General features: G+C 61.9%; 19 protein-coding genes. 13 read left to right on the top strand and 6 right to left on the bottom strand.

Annotated elements, in window-relative coordinates; genetic code table 11:
* Position 1 precedes the first annotated feature (1 nt).
* On the bottom strand, positions 2-328 hold the full coding sequence (locus L8K08_RS02730; RefSeq protein WP_145162776.1) for a helix-turn-helix transcriptional regulator: 327 nt from the start codon (positions 326-328) through the stop codon (positions 2-4).
* A gap of 154 nt (positions 329-482) precedes the next feature.
* On the opposite strand from L8K08_RS02730, the gene L8K08_RS02725 reads away from it, so the two are divergent.
* On the top strand, positions 483-1,067 hold the full coding sequence (locus L8K08_RS02725; protein ID WP_145162778.1) for an ACP phosphodiesterase: 585 nt from the start codon (positions 483-485) through the stop codon (positions 1,065-1,067).
* Between the two features lie 110 nt (positions 1,068-1,177).
* Here L8K08_RS02725 and L8K08_RS02720 read toward each other — a convergent pair whose 3' ends face one another.
* A complete protein-coding gene (locus L8K08_RS02720) occupies positions 1,178-1,969 on the bottom strand; it encodes a lysophospholipid acyltransferase family protein (RefSeq protein ID WP_242194176.1) in 792 nt (263 codons plus the stop codon).
* Positions 1,969-2,724 carry an L-ornithine N(alpha)-acyltransferase gene (gene olsB, locus L8K08_RS02715; protein WP_119738887.1) on the bottom strand — a complete coding sequence of 252 codons (756 nt, stop codon included), beginning with the start codon at positions 2,722-2,724 and terminating at the stop codon, positions 1,969-1,971. Before olsB ends, L8K08_RS02720 begins: the two co-directional genes overlap by 1 nt.
* 186 nt (positions 2,725-2,910) lie before the next feature.
* On the opposite strand from olsB, the gene L8K08_RS02710 reads away from it, so the two are divergent.
* Positions 2,911-3,984 (top strand): serine hydrolase, encoded by a 1,074-nt coding sequence (locus tag L8K08_RS02710; RefSeq protein WP_242195043.1) that lies wholly within the window; start codon positions 2,911-2,913, stop codon positions 3,982-3,984.
* Positions 3,981-4,295, top strand: coding sequence for an amidase (locus tag L8K08_RS02705; protein ID WP_242194174.1), 315 nt, complete (start codon positions 3,981-3,983; stop codon positions 4,293-4,295). Before L8K08_RS02710 ends, L8K08_RS02705 begins: the two co-directional genes overlap by 4 nt.
* A gap of 310 nt (positions 4,296-4,605) precedes the next feature.
* Here the strand turns inward: L8K08_RS02705 and L8K08_RS02700 are convergent, their stop codons facing one another.
* Positions 4,606-4,896: a DUF3077 domain-containing protein gene (locus tag L8K08_RS02700; RefSeq protein ID WP_242194171.1), complete on the bottom strand. Its 291-nt coding sequence runs from the start codon at positions 4,894-4,896 to the stop codon at positions 4,606-4,608.
* A gap of 532 nt (positions 4,897-5,428) precedes the next feature.
* On the opposite strand from L8K08_RS02700, the gene L8K08_RS02695 reads away from it, so the two are divergent.
* The 6 genes from L8K08_RS02695 (at position 5,429) to L8K08_RS02670 (ending at position 12,162) form a co-directional block, all read left to right on the top strand.
* Positions 5,429-6,604 (top strand): M20 aminoacylase family protein, encoded by a 1,176-nt coding sequence (locus L8K08_RS02695; protein WP_242194169.1) that lies wholly within the window; start codon positions 5,429-5,431, stop codon positions 6,602-6,604.
* A 58-nt stretch (positions 6,605-6,662) separates the two neighbouring features.
* A complete protein-coding gene (locus L8K08_RS02690) occupies positions 6,663-7,973 on the top strand; it encodes a citrate-proton symporter (RefSeq protein WP_242194167.1) in 1,311 nt (436 codons plus the stop codon).
* Positions 7,970-9,412 carry an amidase gene (locus L8K08_RS02685; protein ID WP_242194165.1) on the top strand — a complete coding sequence of 481 codons (1,443 nt, stop codon included), beginning with the start codon at positions 7,970-7,972 and terminating at the stop codon, positions 9,410-9,412. The genes L8K08_RS02690 and L8K08_RS02685 overlap by 4 nt, the downstream gene beginning before the upstream one ends.
* A gap of 64 nt (positions 9,413-9,476) precedes the next feature.
* A complete protein-coding gene (locus L8K08_RS02680; RefSeq protein ID WP_242194163.1) occupies positions 9,477-10,247 on the top strand; it encodes a helix-turn-helix domain-containing protein in 771 nt (256 codons plus the stop codon).
* Between the two features lie 174 nt (positions 10,248-10,421).
* A complete protein-coding gene (locus L8K08_RS02675) occupies positions 10,422-11,003 on the top strand; it encodes a YceI family protein (protein ID WP_242194161.1) in 582 nt (193 codons plus the stop codon).
* A gap of 1 nt (position 11,004) precedes the next feature.
* Positions 11,005-12,162 (top strand): phosphatidylserine/phosphatidylglycerophosphate/cardiolipin synthase family protein, encoded by a 1,158-nt coding sequence (locus tag L8K08_RS02670; protein ID WP_242194159.1) that lies wholly within the window; start codon positions 11,005-11,007, stop codon positions 12,160-12,162.
* Positions 12,163-12,183: 21 nt separating this feature from the next.
* On the opposite strand, the gene L8K08_RS02665 is transcribed toward L8K08_RS02670, so the two are convergent.
* Together L8K08_RS02665 and bglX are read right to left on the bottom strand one after the other, a co-directional pair.
* Positions 12,184-15,141: an autotransporter serine protease gene (locus L8K08_RS02665; protein WP_242194157.1), complete on the bottom strand. Its 2,958-nt coding sequence runs from the start codon at positions 15,139-15,141 to the stop codon at positions 12,184-12,186.
* A gap of 247 nt (positions 15,142-15,388) precedes the next feature.
* On the bottom strand, positions 15,389-17,680 hold the full coding sequence (gene bglX, locus L8K08_RS02660) for a beta-glucosidase BglX (protein WP_242194155.1): 2,292 nt from the start codon (positions 17,678-17,680) through the stop codon (positions 15,389-15,391).
* A gap of 243 nt (positions 17,681-17,923) precedes the next feature.
* Between bglX and L8K08_RS02655 the strand changes: the two genes are divergently transcribed.
* The 4 genes from L8K08_RS02655 to L8K08_RS02640 all read left to right on the top strand — a co-directional run bounded on the left by L8K08_RS02655 (position 17,924) and on the right by L8K08_RS02640 (position 21,375).
* Positions 17,924-18,535 (top strand): LemA family protein, encoded by a 612-nt coding sequence (locus tag L8K08_RS02655; RefSeq protein ID WP_106577060.1) that lies wholly within the window; start codon positions 17,924-17,926, stop codon positions 18,533-18,535.
* Positions 18,536-18,553: 18 nt separating this feature from the next.
* Positions 18,554-19,285 (top strand): YgcG family protein, encoded by a 732-nt coding sequence (locus L8K08_RS02650; RefSeq protein WP_242194153.1) that lies wholly within the window; start codon positions 18,554-18,556, stop codon positions 19,283-19,285.
* A 31-nt stretch (positions 19,286-19,316) separates the two neighbouring features.
* Positions 19,317-19,934 (top strand): TPM domain-containing protein, encoded by a 618-nt coding sequence (locus L8K08_RS02645; RefSeq protein ID WP_242194151.1) that lies wholly within the window; start codon positions 19,317-19,319, stop codon positions 19,932-19,934.
* Between the two features lie 223 nt (positions 19,935-20,157).
* Entirely contained in the window at positions 20,158-21,375 is a 1,218-nt protein-coding gene (locus L8K08_RS02640) for an SAM-dependent methyltransferase (protein ID WP_145162813.1), read from the top strand.
* Positions 21,376-21,390 lie beyond the last annotated feature (15 nt).

Genomic DNA, 21,390 nt, shown 5'->3' with positions numbered 1-21,390 from the left:
GTTACAGCGGTTCGATGATTTCAGCGCTAAGTTCAGTCGTAAGCGCCGTGAGAAAGGCTTGGATCACTTCCTCATTGCGTCTGAAAAAGTGCCACTGCCCGGCCTTCTGGCTGCTGATCAAACCCGCCCGTTGCAAGGTCGCCAAGTGGGCCGACACGGTCGACTGGGACAAGCCGCAGCGCTGGTCGATCTGCCCGGCGCAGATGCCGTATTCGTGGTTGTGCACTTGCTCGGGGAACTGCACTTTCGGGTCTTTCAGCCAGGTGAGGATGTCTCGTCGTACTGGGTGCGCCAGGGCTTTTATTATTTCGTCGAGGTCGATGGACATGGCAGGTGCTCGTTTTCGTAAAACGTTATATCGCGATGAGGCGAACTTTAAATCGTTGCATCCCGATACACCAATATGCTTTTGGTCTTAAGACCGGCTATTTCGGTATATCGGGTTATAACGATACATGGATGGCAGTGGTAGACTGCGCGCCATGAATTATCTCGCACATCTGCACCTGGGCGGCCAACTTCCTGCGCAATTGCTGGGCAGCCTCTATGGTGACTTCGTCAAAGGCCGCCTGCAGGGCCAGTTCAGCCCGCAAATCGAAGCGGCGATCCAGTTGCATCGCTCCATTGATCGCTTCACCGACAGCCACCCATTGGTAGGCGAGGCGTTGTCACGCTTCAGCCTGACCCGCAAGCGCTACGCCGGGATTGTCCTGGATGTGTTTTTCGATCACTGCCTGGCGCGGGACTGGGCGCTGTATGCCGACCAGCCGCTGGAGCGCTTCACGGCGCAGGTGTACCGCGTGCTGGCGGCCGAGCCGCAGTTGCCCGGACGGCTGGCGCAGATCGCACCCTATATGGCGGCGGATGATTGGTTGGGTTCGTACCGCGAGTTCGCGGTGATGGAACAGGTGTTGCGCGGGATCTCACGGCGTTTGACCCAGCCCGAGGAATTGAGGCATGCCATGCAGGAGTTGCGGGTGTTGTATGAGCCGTTGAGTGAAGACTTTCGGCTGTTCTACCCCGAGTTGCAGGCGTTTGCACAAGCTTCTCTGACTACTGATATCTAAATGTGGGAGCGGGCTTGCTCGCGAATGCGGTGTATCAGTCAGTACATTTGTTGCTGACAGACCGCATTCGCGAGCAAGCCCGCTCCCACATTTTTTTGAGCGTGCCCGCTTTAGGCAGCAAATGCCGGTCGAGCATCCACTTGCTCAGCCTCCGGCAACGGCCCAAACAACGCCTTCTGCACCGCCTGCTGCGCCTGGAACGCCAGCGCCGCGCGTTCCTGCCCAGCACACGCAATCGGCTGCAGCACATGAATCTCCACATCGCCCTGGTCGTTGGCAAACAGGCGCATCAGGTGCGAGAGCAAATCGTCGTCACCAATAAACGGTGCCAGCGGGTCCACTTGCCCATCACGCAAATAACGAATCGCCACCGGTTGCAGCGACACATCGGCATCAATCGCACTGGCCAGCAAACGCCCGTGGAAGGTGCGCAGGCTGCGCCCGTCCGTGGTGGTGCCTTCGGGGAACATCAGCAGCGGGTGCTGTTGCTCCAGGTGACGGGTCATCTGCTTGCGGATCAACTGGCTGTCGCCCGAACCCCGGCGGATAAACAAGCTGCCGGCTTTGGCCGCCAACCAGCCGGCCACCGGCCAGGTGCGCACTTCGGCCTTGGACAGAAAGGACATCGGCGCCACAGCGCCCAGCAGTGGGATATCGGTCCAGGACACGTGATTGCTCACCCACAGCATCGGCGTTTTCGGCAACTCACCGTGTACCGTCACGCGAAAGGGCAGGGCGTGGGTCAGCCGCGCCATAAAGAATCGCGACCAGCGCTGGCGGCGCACCATCGAGTTGGCCACGCCCAAACGCTCGAACACGCCAAACACGCTGGCCATGCTCAGCCCCAGCGCGACCACCAGCAGCACCCGGGCGATGCGCCCGTACACGCGCAGGCGGGCCATCACATGGCCGCCTTGAAGTGGCGGGCATAACGTGGGCACAGCTCGTCACGCTTGAGCAGAATGAACACGTCGGCCACCTGGAAGTCTTCATCCCAGCACGGCTCGCCGCAGATCTTCGCACCCAGGCGCATGTAGGCCTTGAGCAATGGCGGCATTTCGGCGATCACGTTGGACGGCAAGTCCAGTGCCGGCAGTGGCTTTTTCGGCTCGGCGCGCAGGTGCTCGTTGCACAGGTAGCGTTCGCGCAGGCGCTGCATGATCGCGTGGGCCTGGATGCCGCCGTCGTGCATCGGGATGCTCGCGCAGCCCATCAAGTAGCTGTAGCCGCCCTGGTTTAAGACTTCCGCCAACTCGCCCCACAACACGGCAATGGTGCCGCCGTTGCGGTAGGCCGGGTCGACGCAGGTGCGACCGATTTCCAGGATCGGGCCTTGCAGGTGCAGCAAGCCGTGCAGGCTGAATTCTTCTTCGCTGTAGAACCGGCCCAGGGTGCTGGCGGCCTGGTGGTCGAGCAAACGGGTGGTGGCGACCAATCGACCGCTGTTCAAGTCCCGCACGCCGATGTGGCTGCAGTGAACATCATAGTCATCCATGTCCAGACCCAGTTCCGCGCCTTTCAGCTTGGCGTTGAACTCGCCGCTGAACACGTTGAACCGCAGGGCCTGGGCTTCCTGCAAAGCCTTGGCGCCAATCAGGCGTTCGGCTTGCAGGCGGCGTTCATTGCCGGTGTCGCTGATGCGGGCGATCTGAGTCATGGCGAATCTCCGAGTGCCAGCCACATTTCGGCCGGTCGACTTGTTTGTCCAAACTCAGGCTATGTAGGCTCGGTGTCAGCGCCATGAAGTTATGGTGACGCTTAGATGACAGCCGTTGATGTCGCCAATCTGTCATGCGCCTCGGCTAGGCTCGCGGGCTTGAATGCCCCCCTTGAGTTCGCGTCCATGGTCCGAGGCTTGTTGTGCGTTGCCCTGCTGTTTGTCACCGTTGCCGCCCGCGCCGACACCTGGCCTGACAAGGACTGGGCACATGGCACAGCACTCGCCGGCCCCGCTGTCGATACTCTGACTGCCTATGCGTTCCCAACCCGTGACGACGCCACCCGCCAAGGCATTCGCACCGACGCGCTGCTGGTGATCCGCGACGGCGAGATCATCTATGAGCGCTACGCTGCACCCACTACCGCGAGCACGCCGCACCTGACCTGGTCGATCAGCAAAAGCCTGATGGCCACCGTGCTGGGCGTGGCCTATGGCGAAAATCGCTTCAAACTCACCGACCCCGCCGCACGCTTCTACCCGCCGATGAAGCAGCACCCCAAAGTGACGATGGCCGACCTGCTGCACTGGGCCTCGGGCCTGGACTGGCAGGAAGATTACGAATACGCCCCGCTGAAATCCTCGGTGGTGGCGATGCTCTACACCCGTGGCCGCGCCGACATGGCCGAGTTCGCCGCTGACACCGAGGCCGCAGCGGCACCGGGCCAAGCCTTCCGTTACTCCAGCGGCGACAGCAACATCCTCTCCGCCACCCTCAAAGGCATGCTCGGCCACAAGGCCTATATGAGTTACCCGTGGGACGCGCTGTTCAAGCCGCTGGGCATTCGCAACGCCACTTGGGAAACCGACGCCGACGAAACCTTCGTCGCCTCCTCTTACGCCTACCTCACCGCCCGCGACCTGGCGCGCGTCGGCCTGCTGATGGCACGCGATGGGCGTTGGGGCGAGCAGCAATTGCTGCCTAAAGAGTGGGTCGCCTTCAACCGCAAACCCTTCGACAAATACAAAACCGGCCAGGACGAAGCCGTGCCTGGCGGCCAGTGGTGGCTGAACCAGGGCGCGCCAAGACCATGGCCCGATGCGCCCGCCGACACCTTCGCCGCCCTCGGCCATTGGGGCCAGGCGCTGTTTGTGATGCCCGATGAACACCTGGTGATCGTGCGTTACGGCGATGACCGCGACGGCAGCTACCGCCACAACGAACTGCTCAAACGCGTGCTCGCGGCGGTGCAACCATGATTCGTCGACACCCGTTCATCAGCCTGTTCCTACTGCTGTTGCTCGCGTTGCTGGGCTGGGTCTGGCATGAGCGCGTCAACCTGCAAGCCTTCCCCGACATCATCGCGGCGTACACCGCCAAGGAATATTGCTCGTGCCGGTATGTGCAGAACCATCCGGCCGAGTATTGCCTGGGCTATGTGAAGCAATACGTGCCGACCAGCGCCTTCAGCGACAACCCGGAGCGCAGTGAAATGACGGCGAGTGGGTTGGGGCGCACGCATACGGCGCGCTGGATGGGTGATCGGCAAGGCTGTCGCCTCAACCCCTGACACACCCAGGATTCCCTGTGGGAGCTGGCTTGCCTGCGATGCAGACACCTCGGCACATCAGGCATAACCAGTTGATGCCTTCGCAGGCAAGCCAGCTCCCACATTTGACCGAGTACACGCGTCTACCTGATGTACTGAGCTCAAAATGTGGGAGCGGGCTTGCTCGCGAATACGGTGGGCCAGTTATATATAAGCCGACTGACACACCGCCATCGGGAGCTAGCCCCCTCCCACATTGGATTTGCATTAATCATTGGAAATGAGAGAGGTCCAGGCAGGCGCCCGATGCACTGCACCGGGCGCGAACGACTTACTGCGGGGTTGGGCTGCCAGGCTGCATAGCCAGCAGCAGGTCATCAATGATGGCCTTGCCCATTTCTCCCAGGTAATGCGAGGCGAATGCAAACTTCTCCGCCTTGGGGTCCATGGCAGCTTCAAGGGAGAGCATTTTTGCGTAATAGAGCACGTGGGATGCGTGTTCCAGGGCTTCCACAAGCGGAACCCCGGCGTTGACGCGGAACACTTTCAGATGGCTTTTGTTCTCTCCGCAGTCTGCGAAGGTGGCGGCGCCGATGGTTTCGGCTGATGTTGCGTTAGTCATAACTGATTCCTTTTGCATGAACAAAAAGAGCTGCCACTAACGTTTCCAGGCGAAGGGTGGCAACTGTACGCGGGCTGGAAACCGAGGCAAAAGGAACCCGGCAGACCCGAAGGTCTCCCACGTACAGCCGCCAAAAAGCACAAACTGCAGGCATAAAAAAAGCGCCTGCTGATTGTTTGACGACGCTGTAGCGTCCTTAAGCATCGGGTTTCCAGGCCCGGTCACTGATGAGCAGCGACGGAGGCGAGGTTAACTCTATGCACGCGCCGTCGCAACCGGTGGCCAATAGCTGTCCGCAATCTGCGTTGCGTGGCGAGGGAGATTGGCCCCGTTTGACTGCGCAGCAGTCACCAGCTTTTAGGGGCGCTTCGCACCCCAGCGCAAGCAAGCTTGCTCGCCACAGGGTTATTAGGTGTCCGCCTCAGGTTCCACCCAGTGGAACCACCTTTGATTGTCCTCCCGCCCACATCGCGGTTAGCTGACGATGTGTCGCAAACAAGAACGGGAACACCCGCCTGTGAGGAGAATCACCATGCGCCCACACCAGCACATTCTGGATTGGCTCAGCGACGTCGCCAGCGACTTGCACGCCGTGCGTCAAGACATCCACGCCCATCCCGAACTCGGTTTTGAAGAAAACCGCACCTCAGCGCTCGTCGCGCAATCCTTGAGAAATTGGGGTTATGACGTGCACACCGGCATCGGCAAAACCGGTGTGGTCGGCGTGCTGCGCAATGGCAGCAGCCCGCGTACGTTGGGCATTCGCGCCGACATGGACGCCTTGCCCATCATCGAAAACACTGGCGCGGCCTACACCAGCCAGCACGCCGGGTGCATGCACGCCTGTGGGCATGACGGCCACACCACCATGCTGCTCGGCGCCGCACGTTATCTGGCGGCGACGCGGCAATTCGACGGTACGTTGAACCTGATTTTCCAACCCGCTGAAGAAGGCCAGGGCGGCGCCGAGGCGATGCTGGCCGATGGTTTGCTCGAGCGTTTCCCCTGTGACGGCTTGTTCGGGATGCACAATATGCCGGGCTTGCCGGCTGGGCATTTGGGCTTGCGGGTCGGCCCGATGATGGCTTCGCAGGACTTGCTCACCGTGACCCTCGAAGGCGTCGGCGGCCACGGGTCCATGCCGCATTTGACGGTGGACCCGTTGGTTGCGGCGGCGAGTATGGTCATGGCCTTGCAGACTGTGGTGTCGCGCAACATCGACACCCAGGAAGCCGCCGTGGTCACGGTCGGCGCGCTGCAAGCAGGGCAGGCCGCCAACGTGATTCCTCAACAAGCTCTGTTGCGCCTGAGCCTGCGCGCGTTGAACCCCAAGGTGCGCGAGCAGATGCTGGAACGCGTCAACGCAATCATCCAAACCCAGGCCGCCAGCTTCGGCTGCACAGTGCAGATCGAACACCGCCCGGCCTACCCGGTGCTGGTCAACCATGCCGAAGAAACCGAGTTCGCCCGCCAGGTCGGCGTCGCCTTGCTCGGCGCCGATGCGGTGGACGGCAACACGCGCACGCTGATGGGCAGCGAGGACTTCGCCTGGATGCTGCAGCGCTGCCCCGGCAGTTACCTGTTTATCGGCAACGGCGTGTCGCGGCCGATGGTGCATAACCCCGCCTATGATTTCAACGACGACATCCTGCTGACCGGCGCTGCCTACTGGGGCGCGCTGGCCGAGAGCTGGCTCAAGCCTGCCTGACGACCGCCTTTTTCTGCCGCTGGCCCCTTTCCCTTATCGGTTGAATGGAGTGTTCCTCATGCAGATTTCAAAACCCGGTGTTTCGCGCACCCGCCAGGTGGTGGCGGCCGTGATCGGCAATGCGCTGGAATGGTATGACTTCATCGTTTACGGCTTTCTGGCCAGCATCATCGCCCGGCAGTTTTTCCCCTCGGAGGACGAGTACGCCTCGCTGTTGATGGCCTTGGCCACCTTCGGCGTGGGCTTTTTCATGCGCCCGGTGGGCGGCATCCTGCTGGGCATCTACTCCGACCGCAAAGGTCGCAAGGCGGCGATGCAGTTGATTATCCGGCTGATGACGGTGTCCATCGCGCTGATCGCCTTTGCGCCCAATTACGCCGCCATCGGCATGGGCGCGCCGTTGCTGATCGTGGTGGCGCGCATGCTTCAAGGCTTTGCCACCGGCGGTGAGTACGCGAGTGCCACGGCGTTTCTGGTGGAGAGTGCACCGGCCCATCGCAAGGGTTTGTATGGCTCCTGGCAGTTGGTGGGGCAATGCCTGGCGGTGTTTGGTGGTGCGGCGATGGTCGCGCTGGCCACGCATTTCTTTGCGCCGCAAACCCTCGACCTGTGGGGCTGGCGTGTGCCGTTCGTATTGGGTTTGCTGATCGGTCCGGTAGGGCTGTGGATTCGCCGGCACATGGAAGACCCGGAAGAGTTTATCCAGGCACGCAAGCAGGCCACGGGTCCGGCGCCGAGCCTGATGGACGTGCTTCGCGAGCATCGGCGCAGCATCCTGGTGTCGATGGGCTTGGCTTGCGGCGCGACGGTGTCGTTTTACGTGGTGCTGGTGAATATGCCGACCTTCGCCCACAAAAGCCTCGGCCTGCCGCTGGACCAAGTACTGATGGTGCAGATGTTTGCGGTGGCGCTGATGACCGTGGTGATTCCGCTGTCCGGCCTGCTCTCGGATCGCCTCGGGCGGCGGCCGGTGTTGATGGCTTTTACCCTGGCCTTCTTCGTGATGGTCTACCCGTTGTATGTGTGGGTGGCCGCCGCGCCATCGATTGAGCGTTTGCTGGTGATGCAAGTGCTGCTCTGCACGGCCATCGGCGGTTTCTTTGGCCCGGCGCCGACGGCCTTGGCCGAGCAGTTCCCTATCGAGGTGCGCTCGACCGGCGTGTCGGTGGCCTATAACGTGGCGGTGATGGTGTTCGGCGGCTTTGCGCCGTTGATCGTCACCTGGCTGACCAAAGTGTTGGGCACGCCAGTGGCGCCATCGTTTTACGTGTTGTTCGCTTGCGTGCTGACGCTGCTGGGCACTTACTGCATGCAGGAGGCACCGCGGGCAAACAAAGCGCTGCCGTTTTCAAGTGAGGTGAAGCCTTGAGCATTGTTGAGTGGGACGCGACTGAGCTGTCGCGGGCGATTCATGCGCGGCAAGTGTCGTGTGAAGACGTGATGTACGCGTACCTGGCGCAGATCCAGCGCTTTAATCCGCGCGTGAATGCGCTGGTGTCGTTGCGCGACGCCGACGCCGTACTGGCCGAGGCCCGGGCCTGTGATCGCGAACTGGCACAGGGCCAATCGCGCGGCTGGATGCATGGCATGCCCCAGGCGATCAAGGACCTGGCCGCCACCAAGGGCTTGCGCACCACCTTGGGCTCGCCGTTGTTTGCCGAGCATGTGCCCAGCGAAGATGCCATCAGCGTGGCGCGGGTGCGGGCCAGCGGCGCGATCATTATCGGCAAGACCAACGTGCCCGAGTTCGGCCTCGGCTCGCAGACCTACAACACCCTGTTCGGCACCACCGGCAATGCGTATGACCCACGCCTGGTGGCGGGCGGCAGCAGTGGCGGGGCGGCGGTGGCCCTGGCGCTGCGCATGCTGCCGGTGGCCGATGGCAGCGACATGATGGGCTCACTGCGCAACCCGGCCGCGTTCAACAATGTGTTTGGCCTGCGCCCGTCGCAAGGGCGCGTGCCGCACGGGCCGATGCCGGAAGTGTTCGTGCAGCAACTGGGTACCGAAGGCCCGATGGGCCGCAGTGTGACCGATGTGGCGCGGTTGCTGAGCATCCAGGCCGGTTACGACCCGCGGGTGCCGTTGTCATCCAAAGAAGACCCGACAGTGTTCGGCGAACCCTTGCCGCGCGACTTCAAAGGCGCGCGTCTGGGTTGGCTGGGGGATTACAACGGCTACCTGCCAATGGACGACGGCGTGTTGAGCCTGTGCGAATCGGCCCTTGGTGATTTCGTCACGCTGGGGTGTGAAGTAGAGCGCTGCCAGCCGGAGTTTTCCCTGGCGCGGCTATGGCGCAGTTGGTTGGTGCACCGCCATTGGCTGGTGCACGGCAATCTCGGCGCGGCCTACGCCAACCCGCAAAAACGTGCGTTGCTCAAACCTGAGGCGCAATGGGAAGTGGAGGGTGGCCTGGGCTTGAGTGCCCAGCAGGTGTACCAGGCGTCGGTGGATCGCAGCGAGTGGTATCGCGCCTTGGTCAAGTTGTTCGAACGTTACGATTTCCTGTTGCTGCCCACCGCTCAGGTGTTCCCTTTCGATGCACAACAGGCGTGGCCGCGCCTCGTTGGCGGGCGCGAAATGGACACGTACCACCGCTGGATGGAGGTGGTGATCGGACCGACACTCGCCGGTCTGCCGAGCATGAGCATCCCGGTGGGTTTCAACCCTGGCGGCTTGCCCATGGGCCTGCAGATCATCGGCCCGGCCCAGGCCGACCGCGCGGTGCTGCAACTGGCATACGCCCATGAGCAGTTGACGCAATGGGTGCAGCGCCGGCCACCGGCGTGCCTCGAATCAGGTGATTGACGCGCAACCGGGCCTGTATCTTGCTGTGAACAATGATCATCCACCGGCAACAAGGAGATCGAACATGGGCAGCCACGCCGAGACAGGCACCGTACGGTCGGTTGAGCGCGCACTGGCAATTGTCGAATTGCTCGGTGAACACCAGGCGTTGGGGTTGGAGGAGCTGCATTATCTGACGCGTTTGCCCAAGGCCACTGTGTCGCGCATGTTGCTGACCCTGCAAGAGCAGGGTTGGGTCTATCGCGGCCTGAGCGATCGCCGTTATCGCCTGCGCGCCCAGCGCTTGTTCGGCGACACCCAGCAACGCTTCAAGCGCCAGGTGGTGGAAAGCGCCGCGCCGTGGCTGCTGGAATTGAGCGAACGCACTGGGCTGGTGGTGGATTTATCCTGTTTTGATGGCGAGCGCCTGGAGGTCATGGAAAGCGCGATCCCCAGCGTGCTGCGCAAGTTGTATCCGAACAATTGCCAGATCGTCGGCCAGCACGCCAGCCTGTTTCACTCGGCGATGGGCAAGGCCTGCCTGACGCAACTGCCCGCCGAAGAGGTGCAACGCCTGGCGGGCCGCGATCACGTGGCGGCCGATGAGCAGTTGCACACCTGCGAGCAAACCCAGCACCGGGGGTTTGGCCAGCGCACCGAAGGCTACTGGGAATACCCGGTACGCCTGCCATTTCTGATTCGCGCAGTAGCCTTGCCGGTGCAGGCCAATGGGCGCCTGGTCGGCAGCATGGCGTTGCACTGGCCAATGCATCAGGCGCCGGTGGAGCGCGTACTGAACCTGCACATGGCCAGCCTGGAAGCGACAGTGCGCGATGTGCAGCGGGCGCTGGCCTGACAGTCACCGCTGAACAAATGTGGGAGCTGGCTTGCCTGCGAAAGCGGTGTGTCAGTCAGCGGATTCATTCACTGATTCACCGCAATCGCAGGCAAGCCAGCTCCCACATTAGATTTGCGCCGCTTGTGATATTGCGCTTAAGGTTCGCCCAGGTTTTTTGCCTCATGAGTCTTTATGTTCAACGTCAAACCCCTGGCCTTCGCGCTGCTGACCTGTGCCGCCATGCCCGCCCACGCCGACTGGTACCTGGATAACGAATCCTCACGCCTGTCGTTCGTCACCACCAAGAACACCGAAATTGCAGAAGTGCATCGCTTTCTGGTGCTGCACGGCAAGGTCGACAGCCAGGGCGCGGCCCAGTTGGAAGTGGAGGTGGAGTCGATCAACAGTGGCATCCCGCTGCGCGATGAGCGCATGCGCAATGACCTGTTCGACATCAAGACCTTCCCCGAAGCGCTGATCAGTGCGCAGATCAACCTGCAACCCATCAACGACCTGGCCCCCGGCGCGCAGCTGGAGTTGCGCCTGCCGTTGAGTGTGACGTTGCACGGCAAGACCCAAACCTACAGCGCCGAACTGCTGGCCACGCGCCTGGATGACCGACGCTTTCAAGTGGTGACCCTGGAGCCGGTGGTGCTGCATGCCGAAGACTTTGACCTGGCGCCGGGCGTGGCGACCTTGCGCAAAGCGGCAGGGCTCAAGTCGATCAGTTTGTCGGTGCCGGTGGGTGCGGTGCTGATTTTTACGGCGCGCTGACGTGAGCGGCGCAGTCTTCCCGTGGCGCAGCGCCAACCGTTTCGAGTTGCTGATCGACGGCCCGCGTTTCTTCCCGCAGATGCTGGCGGGCATTGCCCGCGCTGAGCGGCAAGTCGAGTTGGAGTTGTACCTGGTGGAAGCCGGCGCCTGCGCCGACGCTTTGGTGCAGGCGCTGGTACTCGCCGCCGAGCGCGGCGTGCGGGTGCGCTGCCTGTTTGATGATTACGGCAGCCTGGCGTTTACCCTGGGTTTGCGTAAGCGCCTGACCGACGCGGGCGTGGAGCTGCGGTTCTACAATCGCCTGAGCTGGCGGCGCTGGATGCGCAATCTGTACCGCGACCACCGCAAGTTGTTGCTGATTGACCAGAGCATCGCCGTGATCGGCGGCACCGGCGTGACCGATGAATTCTGGACGCCAGGGCAAGACACGGCCGAATGGCATGAAGTGATGGTGCAAATCAGCGGCCCGCTGGTGCTGGACTGGCAAGCGCTGTTCGAGCGGCAATGGCATGCCAATGCCGCTCGCCGTGAATGGAAGCCCGCTACCCATTTTGGTTTGCCGCGCCTGCCCAAGGTGCCGGCCACCGGGCCAGGCCTGGGGCGCGTTGCCTATGCCGACGCGCGTCAGCACCGCGATATCCTGCAGTCGCTGATCCGCGCCTTGAACAGCGGCCAGCAAAGAATCTGGCTGGCCACGCCGTATTTTCTGCCGACCTGGAGCGTGCGCCGTGCCTTGCGCCGCGCGGCGGGGCGTGGGGTGGATGTGCGTTTGCTGCTCACCGGCCCGCGCACCGATCACCCGTCCGTGCGCTACGCCGGGCACCGTTATTACCCGCGGTTGTTGCGCGCCGGTGTGCAGATTTTCGAATACCAGCCGTGCTTTCTGCACCTGAAAATGGTGCTGGTGGACGATTGGGTGAGCATTGGCTCGTGCAATTTCGACCACTGGAATTTGCGCTTCAACCTGGAAGCCAACCTGGAAGCGCTGGACCCGCAATTGACGCTGGCCGTGGCCGGCAGTTTCGAACGCGATTTTGCCAAGAGCCAGGCCGTGAGCCTGGAGGCGTGGAAGTCGCGGCCGTTGTGGCGGCGGGTCAAGCAGCGGGTGTGGGGCTGGATTGATCGGTTGGTGGTGAATCTGTTGGATCGGCGGGGGTAGGGCGCCCCCGCCCTTTGCTGACTAAAACTGCAACCTGTACTGCGCCGTAAGGCTTTGGTCGCGCGTGCGCTCACCGCGCTGTTGGCTGAAGCCCAAGTCCAACGTGCTGTCGCGGCTCAGGCGCGCGGTGGCGCCCAGTTCCAGGCGGGTGCTGAGGCGATCCAACGGCGCGCCGCTGACGCTCATCATGCGGCCGCCGTCCCAGGCGGCCTGAGTGGTCGGTTGCAGGTCGCCGCTTGCATGGGTATAAGCCAGGCCGCCACGCAGGCTCAACCATGACGGGCCGATCTGCGCCTTGCCCAGGTCGAGGTTGACCCGCACACCGCCGGTGGTCAGGTTGACGTTTTCCTTCGAGCGTTTGCCCTTCAGTGCAGCCATGCCGCCGCGCTCTTTGAAGCCTTCACTGCGCTGTTGCACATTGGCCAGTTGCAGGTACGGCTGCCAGTCCCAGAAGGCATGGCTGAACCTATAGTTGGCCTCGGCAAACGCCTGCACGGTGCGGCTGGCGTATGTGGCGGTCAGGCGGTTCTCGACGCCGGGGAAGCTGACGCGGCGTTTTGTCTCGATCTCATGTTGCGCATAGGCGATGCCGCCATACACGCCGAACGCGTCCCACGTGTGGCCGGCATGCAGGGCCAATTGGTAGGTGTCGACGCTGGCTTTGCCACGCGAACCGGCCCTCACCTCCGTGCGGCCGCTGCCGGCTACCACGCCCACGCGAGTGCCTTGCTCCAGCGTGTGATCGAACCCCAACAGCAGGCCCGTGCCGTTGTGGTGAGTGCGCGTGGTGTTGCTGTTGCCTGCGAGTTGGCCGGATTGACGCGGCAGTTGCACCCAGATGCCTTGGTTCTTGGCGTGGAGTGCGGCGTCGCGGCTGTCTTGCGCCAGGCGCTGACGGTCGAGTGCGGCCTGGCGCACGACACGGCTGTTTTCAATCAGCACCGCTTGGGTGCTGGCATGCAGTTCGCCGCTCAACGAGTCCAGGGCTGCAGGTGCCTGCTCGGGAAACAGCGCGGTCAGGCGTTGCAGCAGCGGCGAGGGTTGGGTTTCAGCATCCGCAGCATTGGCGACGGCGCGTTGGTTGGCAGTCTGCGCCGCTGATGCCAGTGACTGACCGCGGCCAAACTCCACCAGCAAGTGATTGCCTTGCTTGACCTGGGAAACGCTGAGGAAAGGCGAGAACTCGCGGCGGTCTACCGAGGTAAATTCGCCATTCAACTCACCTTGGGCTTGAAGGATGCTGTAACGCTGGCCCAGGTAATAGTGGTTGGGTTGCGCACTCAGGTACAACGAGCCGCCGTTGATGGACGCCTGATTTTGGACCTGCAATCTGGCCGGGGCTGTCTGGCTGGTCAGCCCGGTCATCAGGGTTGAACCGGCGGCCTGTTGGTAGTTGCCCTCGACGGCCAGCAAACCATTCAGGCGCAGCAGACCGCCTTCGAGGTTAACGTCACCCTTGAGGTTATTGGTGGCGTCCAGCTCCAGAACACCCGCTTTGAGCGTGACGCCGGCAAAGCTGTTGTTGCCGCTCAGGCGCAGCCAGCCGATGCCGGTTTTTTCCAGGTGCCCCGGGCCGCTGATGTCGTTACGCCAGTCGTCCCAGGCGCCGCCTTGCCAGACCCTGGCGCCGCCGGCGGGGCGGTCCATATTGACCACGGTGTCGACCCGCAGTTGGCCGGGGCCATCGATGGCTTTTTTCAGGTTCATCAGGCCCCAGCCATAGACGTCGTCTACGCCAGGCTCGCCCAGGTCGGTGGCGGTGGTCAGCAACACGTCGCGGATTTGCGGGTTGTCGAGGTAGGGGAAGCGTTCCATCAGCAGAGCCAGCCCGCCGGTCACGTGCGGTGCGGCGATGGAGGTGCCGGAGGCGGTGAGGTAGTTGAACGCGGGATTGTCGCCGGTCACCTTGAAACCATCGACTTCGCCGTCGGCGTCATGGTGGTTTTCGGTGGTGATCGAACCCGCCACCCAGGCTGAGGTGATATTCGTTCCGGGTGCGGCCAGGCACCAGTCTTTGCTGAAGCCGCAACGGTAGGAGCGATCGCTCAATGTCAGGCTTTGATCGAGGTTGACCACGGTCAGCCAATAGGGCTCCAGCGCCTTGATTGCGCGGGGCAGGCTCGAATGGACGCCGGTAAACGGTGCTGTTTGGGGCGAGGCGTTGGCCGTGTCGGTATTGCCCGCTGCCCATACCTGCAACATGCCGTATTTGATTGCACCCTCGGCTGTGGCCTTGAGCTCTTGATATTGATTTATCTCGGCCAGGAAGGCGTCGAGTTCTGCCTCACCCGCCAGGGGCATAGGTGTGCCCCAACTGTGATTGACCACGCGTACCTGCTGTTCGTGCAGTTGCGCATAGGCCATGCTCACGGCCGCAGGCGTCACGTTGGTGACGCTGAAAGGGCTTAAACCCGGCCCGCCAAGGTAACTGTTACTGAATTTGCGCACGGCACTCATCTGGGCGCCGTAGGCCACGCCCTGGATGCCAGAGCCATCACGGTTGGCGACTATCCTGCCGGCAACGTGAGTGCCGTGAGCGTTGTACTGAGTGCTCACATTTTTCAGATAGTTATCAAGCTCTTCGCGGGTGATGTCGCCATTGGCAATGGCCTCCTCCAGGCCAAGCAAGGCTTCGGGAGGCAGTGAGTCGATGACGTTCACCGCGGAACGGTCACCCTCGCTGAAAAAACAGCCATCGGCCAGCACCGTCTCACTCATGCAGCCAGGGTCGGCCAGGCGCACGCCGGAATGGGGCTTGCCGGCAAATTCAGGGTGGCGCACATCGGTTCCAGAATCGTAAACCCCCACCCGCACCCCTGTGCCGCTCAACCCCCTGGCGTAGGCGTGGTCGGCACCGATTGCACCCAGCCCCCAGTCTTTGTTGAACTCTGGACTGTGCCAGCTGGCTGCATCGTGCAAGCGGCCTTGTTCGACGTAGCTGGTTGCTTGAACCGACAGGCTCGACAGGCATCCGAGCACACAGAGGGCCACAGCCGTTGGCTTGAATGGTGATTGAGCGGGCGCCTGTGTTGCGGGCGCACGAGCGATTTTCGGGGGCGACATGGTCCACACACCTGCACAGTTATTTCGGGTCAATAGCGTGCGTGAGTAGGCCGGGAGCGTGATGTAGGACTTGGCTTGAAGCGGGGAGGGAACGCTGACTTTTTACTGACTGAGGCGGGGACGGGCGCAAGCCCCCTCTCCCACGAAGAGGGGGCTGCACGTATTACAGCAACTCGAACGTCTGCTGCTGCACATCCTGGGAGTCCAGCCCGATCTGCACATTGAACTGGCCCGGTTCCGCGGCGAATTTGAGCTGGGTGTTGTAGAACTTCAGGTCCTCTTCGGTGATGGTGAAGTGCAGCGTGCGCTCTTCACCGGCCTTGAGCATGACCTTCTGGAAGTTCTTCAGCTCCTTCACCGGGCGGATCATCGAGCCTGCCACGTCCTGGATATACAGCTGCACCACGGTTTCGCCGTCGACCTTGCCGGTGTTTTTCAGCGTGACGCTGGCGTCGAGCTTGCCGGTCTTGTTCAGGGTCGTGGACGACAGCGCCATGTCCGACAGGCTGAACGTGGTGTAGCTCAGGCCATAACCAAACGGGAACAGCGGCCCGGTGACGTCATCGAAGTATTGCGAGGTGTAGTTGCCCGGCTTGCCCGGCGTGAAGGGCCGGCCAATGCTCAGGTGGTTGTAGTAGGTCGGAATCTGCCCCACCGAACGTGGGAAGGTGATCGGCAGCTTGCCCGACGGGTTGTAGTCACCGAACAGCACGTCGGCAATCGCGTTGCCGCCTTCGGTGCCGGCGAACCAGGTTTCGAGGATCGCGTCGGCTTGTTGGTTCTCGTCGAGAATAGACAGTGGGCGGCCGTTCAACAGCACCAGCACCAACGGTTTGCCGGTGGCTTTGAGGGCCTTGATCAGGTCGCGCTGGCTTTGCGGGATGTTCAAATCGGTGCGGCTCGAGGATTCGTGGGACATGCCACGCGACTCACCTACGGCCGCCACCACCACGTCAGCGTCCTTCGCCGCTTTCACCGCTTCGTCGATCAGCACTTGGGCTGGGCGGGTGTCATCCACCACTTCCGGCGCATCGAAGTTGAGGAAGTTGAGGTAGTCGACCACGGCCTTGTCGTTGGTGATGTTGGCGCCGCGCGCGTAGATCACTTTGCCTTTTTCGCCGATCACGGCATTGATGCCGTCGAGCAGGGTTACCGATTGTTCAGGCTTACCGGCGGCAGCCCAACTGCCCATCATGTCGATAGGAGCCTTGGCCAGCGGGCCGACCAGCGCGATGGTCGCGGATTTTTTCAGCGGCAGGGTGTCGTTCTGGTTTTTCAGCAGCACCAGGCTGCGCCGTGCGATATCACGGGCGTCGGCGCGGTGCAGGCGGCTCTCGGCATAGGTGTCGGCCGGGTCGTCTTCGGCCTTGCCGATGCGCAGGTAAGGGTCTTTGAACAGGCCCATGTCGTACTTGGCACCGAGCACTTCGCGCACGGCGTTGTCGATGTCGCTCTGTTCGATTTCGCCGGACTTGAGCAGCCCGGGCAATTCCTTGCCATACAGCGAGTCGTTCATGCTCATGTCGATGCCGGCCTTGATCGCCAGCTTGGCGGCTTCACGCCCGTCCTTGGCCACGCCGTGCTTGATCAGCTCGAAGATCGCGCCGTGGTCACTGACGGCCAGGCCTTTGAAGCCCCAGTCTTTGCGCAGCAAGTCGTTCATCAGCCAGGTGTTGGCGGTGGCGGGCACGCCGTTGATCGAGTTCAACGCCACCATCACGCTGCCGGAGCCGGCCTTGATTGCCGCGTGGTACGGCGGCAGGTAGTCCTGGTACATCTTGACCGGGCTCATGTCGACCACGTTGTAGTCGCGACCGCCTTCCACCGCGCCGTACAGGGCGAAGTGCTTGACGCTGGCCATGATGCTGTCGGCATTGGCGGGGCTGGCGCCCTGGAAGGCCTTGACCATGACCTCGGCAATGCGCGAGACCAGGTAGGTGTCTTCGCCAAAGCCTTCGGACGTACGGCCCCAGCGTGGGTCGCGGGAGATGTCGACCATCGGCGCAAAGGTGATGTCGAGGCTGTCGGCGGCGGCTTCCTGGGCGGCGATGCGCCCGGAGCGGCCGATGGCGTCCATGTCCCAGCTGGAGGCCAGGGCCAGGCTGATCGGGAAGATCGTGCGGTGGCCGTGGATCACGTCATAGGCGAAGAACATCGGGATCTTCAACCGGCTGCGCATGGCCGCGTCCTGCATCGGACGGTTTTCCGGGCGGGTGATCGAGTTGAAGGTGCCGCCGATGCGGCCGGCGGCGATTTCCTTGCGGATCAGCTCGCGGGGCATTTCGGGGCCGATGCTGATCAGGCGCAATTGGCCGATCTTTTCATCCAGGGTCATCTGCTTGAGCAGGTCGCTGACAAAGGCGTCCTTGTCTTTAAGCGCAGCAGGCTTTGTTTCTGCCCAGACGGGGTGAGTGGCCAGAGTGGCAACAAGGCCGAGCAAACACAGCTTCTTCATGAATATCCTTTTTCGGCTACTGCACAGCGAAAATGCGCCGCTCTGCCAAAATGTGGGGAACATATGTTGTTGTTCGAGTGTTATTGCACTAAATGCACGACACTTATGAACTCTTATTCGCGCTGGGCATCTTTTTAGCTGATTGGCTCAATGCAATCCAGTGGTGGCGGCGGATTATGCCCCAAGCGCGTGGTTTAAAGGGTTAGTCGTCATCTTCCATCAAGTTTGGGCAGGAGAAACACCATGCAAGCAGCACAAGGTTACCGCTGGGGCTTGAAAGCCGCCGCTTTGCTATTGATCAGCACAGTGCTGAGCGGTTGCGGCATCAACACCATTCCGACTCTGGATGAACAGGCCAAGGCGGCCTGGGGCCAGGTGCAGAACCAGTACCAGCGCCGCGCCGACCTGATCCCCAACCTGGTGGAAGTGGTCAAGGGCTACGCAGCCCATGAGCAAGATACCCTCACCGCCGTGATCGAAGCGCGGGCCAAGGCCACCTCGATTCAGGTGGATGCCAGCACCCTCGACAATCCGGAAAAACTCAAGCAGTTCCAGCAAGCCCAGGATGGTTTGAGCGGCGCCCTCAGCCGTTTGATGGTGGTGTCCGAGCGCTACCCGGACCTGAAAGCCAACCAGAACTTCCTGGCCCTGCAATCGCAACTTGAAGGCACAGAAAACCGCATTGCCGTGGCTCGCCGTGACTTTATCCAGGCCGTGCAGGCTTACAACACCGAAATCCGTACCTTCCCTGGCCGCCTGTGGCACAGCGTGATGTACAGCGACTTGCCGATCCGCGCCACGTTTGAAGCCACCAGCGCCGATGCCGATAAAGCGCCGCAAGTGAAGTTCAAATAAGGCTTCTCTGAGGTGTCGATGCGTTTATTACGGATAGGCTTGGCGCTGTGGTTGCTGGCCTGCGTGGGTGCCGCCCAGGCGGCATTGACGTTCCCTGCCTTGACCGGACGGGTGGTGGACAGCGCCCAGATGATCGACCCGGCAACCCGCGAGCAGATCACCCAGCAGTTGCAGACGCTGGAGCAAACCTCGGGCGACCAGATCGTGGTGGTCACCGTGCCCGACCTGCAAGGCGTGCCCATTGAAGACTACGGCTACCAATTGGGTCGCCAGTGGGGCATCGGGCAGAAGGGCAAGGACAATGGCGCGCTGTTGATCGTCGCCCGTGATGAGCACAAGTTGCGCATCGAAGTCGGCTATGGCCTCGAAGGTGTGCTGACCGATGCGCAGTCGTGGGTGATCATCAACCAGGTGATCGCGCCCAAGTTCAAGGCCGGCAATTACAGCCAGGGCATCAGCGACGGTGTTGCGGCGATGGTGCAGGTGGTGGGCGGCGAGCCGCTGGCCGTGCCGGCGCATGTGGCGGATGCAAATTTCGCCAAGGATAATCCGGGGTTTTCCATCGGCTTGTTCATCCTGTTGATCGGTGTGTTGTGGCTGTGTAATCGGCTGGGCCTGCCCGTTGGCGCTATCCTGCTGGCGATTCTCAGCAGCAGTGGGCGTGGCGGCGGTGGCGGGGGCGGCGGCGGTGGTGGCTTCAGAGGCGGCGGCGGTGGTTTTGGCGGTGGCGGGGCCTCGGGTGGCTGGTAATGACAATAACTAGAAAGGGGCATCTACAACCATGGCACTACTGAGTGAACACGAGCAACGCCAGGTCGCTGAGGCGATCGCTCGGGTCGAAAAAACCACCGATGCCGAACTGGTTACCGTGCTGGCGGCGCGTGCCGATGATTACGCCTACATCCCGCTGCTCTGGGCCAGCCTGATCGCCCTGGTGGTGCCTGGCATCGTGCACTACCTATCGGGCTACCTGACCATGTACACCTTGCTGCTGGCACAGTGGGCGACGTTTATCGTGTTGTGCCTGGTGTTTCGCCTGCCGAAAGTCACCACGCGTCTGATCCCGCGTTCAGTGCGGCATTGGCGCGCGTCGAACCTGGCGCGCCGCCAGTTCCTGGAGCAGAACCTGCACCACACGCTGGGCGGCACTGGGGTGCTGATTTTTGTCAGCGAGGCGGAGCGCTATGTGGAAATCCTGGTGGACGAGGGCATTTCCAAGCGGATGGATGACAGCAGTTGGGACACCATCGTCAAGGCGTTCACCCAGCAAGTGAAACAGGGGCAGACGTTGACCGGGTTTATTGCGTGCATCGAGGCCTGCGGCGAGTTGCTCAAGGTGCATGTGCCGGTGACGCAAACCCGTAATGAACTGCCCAACCGCCTGGTCGTACTCGAATAACCCAAACACCACGGGAGCAAAAATGTGGGAGGGGGGCTTGCCCCCGATGGCAGTGTGTCAATCAACTGATGTGGAGCTGATACACCGCGATCGGGGGCAAGCCCCCTCCCACATTTGCAGCTGTGCAGGCTGGACGAGTCGACCGTTGATCAAATAACCCCGTGCCCTAAACCTTCATCCCCCCTAAAATGCCCGGCATTCCCAGCCCGAGGCGTTTTTGTTCATGTCCGTCACCGCTCAACCTGCCCGCCCTGCGCCGGATCATCACGCCCAGTTCATCGAACTGCTGAGCGCAAGCCTGGCGCAGAATGCGTTTATCAAGCTGGTGCTGGCCAAATACGTGGGTGAAGAAGCCGAGTTGCAACGGCTGATCATCAAGCCGGTCGAGGTCAAGGAGCAGGCCTGCCTGTCCTTCGTCTACCGCTACAAGACCCGCGATATCACCAAGAACTTGCCGCTGGCCGAGGGCGTGGCAGCGATTGCCGCGCTGCTCCCTACCTCGTTCAAGAATGCGCATTTGCTGGCGCTGACCGACGAAGCCCAGCTGGAATACAGCAAGAAGAACAAAAGCTCGCTGTTCAAAAGCAAGCCCCAGCAACTGCGTGAGGCGCCGTCCGCCGAGCACAACCGCGAGAAAAATCGCTTTCTTGACCTGAGCCGGCCATTCCTCGCCGACCTGGGCGTGACCGACGCCAAGCAGGCGCTGATCCCGTCGATGTCGCGCAAGTGGAAACAGATCAACAAGTTCATCGAAGTGTTCAGCCATGCGCTGACCTCGTCGCCGCTGAAACTGGACCAGCCGGTGCGCGTCGCCGATTTCGGTTCGGGCAAGGGTTACCTGACCTTCGCCATCCACGATTACCTGCGCAACACCCTCAAGGCCGAGGGCGAAGTGACTGGCGTGGAACTGCGCGAAGACATGGTGACATTGTGCAACAGCGCGGCCGCACGCCTGGAACACCCGGGGCTGGTGTTTAAGTGCGGTGACGTGCGCAGCGTGGCGCCGAGCGACCTGGACGTGATGATTGCGCTGCATGCCTGTGACATTGCCACCGATTACGCGATCCACACCGGTATCCGTTCGGGCGCGTCGATCATCATGTGCTCGCCGTGCTGCCACAAACAGATTCGCCTGCAGATCCAGAGCCCGGTGCTGCTCAAGCCGATGCTGCAATACGGCCTGCACCTGGGCCAACAGGCGGAAATGGTCACCGACAGCCTGCGTGCGCTGTACCTTGAGGCCTGCGGTTATGAGACCAAGGTGTTCGAGTTCATCTCGTTGGAACACACCAACAAGAACAAGATGATCCTGGCGATCAAGCGCAGCGAGCCGGTGGACAACGCGCAGTTGCTGGAGAAAATCCAGGCGCTGAAGGCGTTCTACCAGATCAGCGAACACTGCCTGGAAACCCTGCTGCGCGCGGATGGGTTCTTGAACTGAACACAGAGCCCGTGT

This window comes from Pseudomonas sp. TREG-RG-20F-10-E-6-01, assembly GCF_022662455.1.
In the GTDB taxonomy this organism is placed as follows: domain Bacteria; phylum Pseudomonadota; class Gammaproteobacteria; order Pseudomonadales; family Pseudomonadaceae; genus Aquipseudomonas.
This window is presented reverse-complemented; position numbering and strand designations above follow the sequence as displayed.

Coding starts and splice junctions, on each gene's coding strand:
- L8K08_RS02655 (WP_106577060.1), top strand. CDS start 17,924: ATGCAAGCAGCACAAGGTTACCGCTGGGGCTTGAAAGCCGCCGCTTTG.
- L8K08_RS02695 (WP_242194169.1), top strand. CDS start 5,429: ATGCGCCCACACCAGCACATTCTGGATTGGCTCAGCGACGTCGCCAGC.
- L8K08_RS02725 (WP_145162778.1), top strand. CDS start 483: ATGAATTATCTCGCACATCTGCACCTGGGCGGCCAACTTCCTGCGCAA.
- L8K08_RS02680 (WP_242194163.1), top strand. CDS start 9,477: ATGGGCAGCCACGCCGAGACAGGCACCGTACGGTCGGTTGAGCGCGCA.
- L8K08_RS02700 (WP_242194171.1), bottom strand. CDS start 4,896: ATGACTAACGCAACATCAGCCGAAACCATCGGCGCCGCCACCTTCGCA.
- L8K08_RS02640 (WP_145162813.1), top strand. CDS start 20,158: ATGTCCGTCACCGCTCAACCTGCCCGCCCTGCGCCGGATCATCACGCC.
- olsB (WP_119738887.1), bottom strand. CDS start 2,724: ATGACTCAGATCGCCCGCATCAGCGACACCGGCAATGAACGCCGCCTG.
- L8K08_RS02710 (WP_242195043.1), top strand. CDS start 2,911: ATGGTCCGAGGCTTGTTGTGCGTTGCCCTGCTGTTTGTCACCGTTGCC.
- L8K08_RS02720 (WP_242194176.1), bottom strand. CDS start 1,969: ATGGCCCGCCTGCGCGTGTACGGGCGCATCGCCCGGGTGCTGCTGGTG.
- L8K08_RS02705 (WP_242194174.1), top strand. CDS start 3,981: ATGATTCGTCGACACCCGTTCATCAGCCTGTTCCTACTGCTGTTGCTC.
- L8K08_RS02730 (WP_145162776.1), bottom strand. CDS start 328: ATGTCCATCGACCTCGACGAAATAATAAAAGCCCTGGCGCACCCAGTA.
- L8K08_RS02645 (WP_242194151.1), top strand. CDS start 19,317: ATGGCACTACTGAGTGAACACGAGCAACGCCAGGTCGCTGAGGCGATC.
- L8K08_RS02675 (WP_242194161.1), top strand. CDS start 10,422: ATGTTCAACGTCAAACCCCTGGCCTTCGCGCTGCTGACCTGTGCCGCC.
- bglX (WP_242194155.1), bottom strand. CDS start 17,680: ATGAAGAAGCTGTGTTTGCTCGGCCTTGTTGCCACTCTGGCCACTCAC.
- L8K08_RS02690 (WP_242194167.1), top strand. CDS start 6,663: ATGCAGATTTCAAAACCCGGTGTTTCGCGCACCCGCCAGGTGGTGGCG.
- L8K08_RS02650 (WP_242194153.1), top strand. CDS start 18,554: ATGCGTTTATTACGGATAGGCTTGGCGCTGTGGTTGCTGGCCTGCGTG.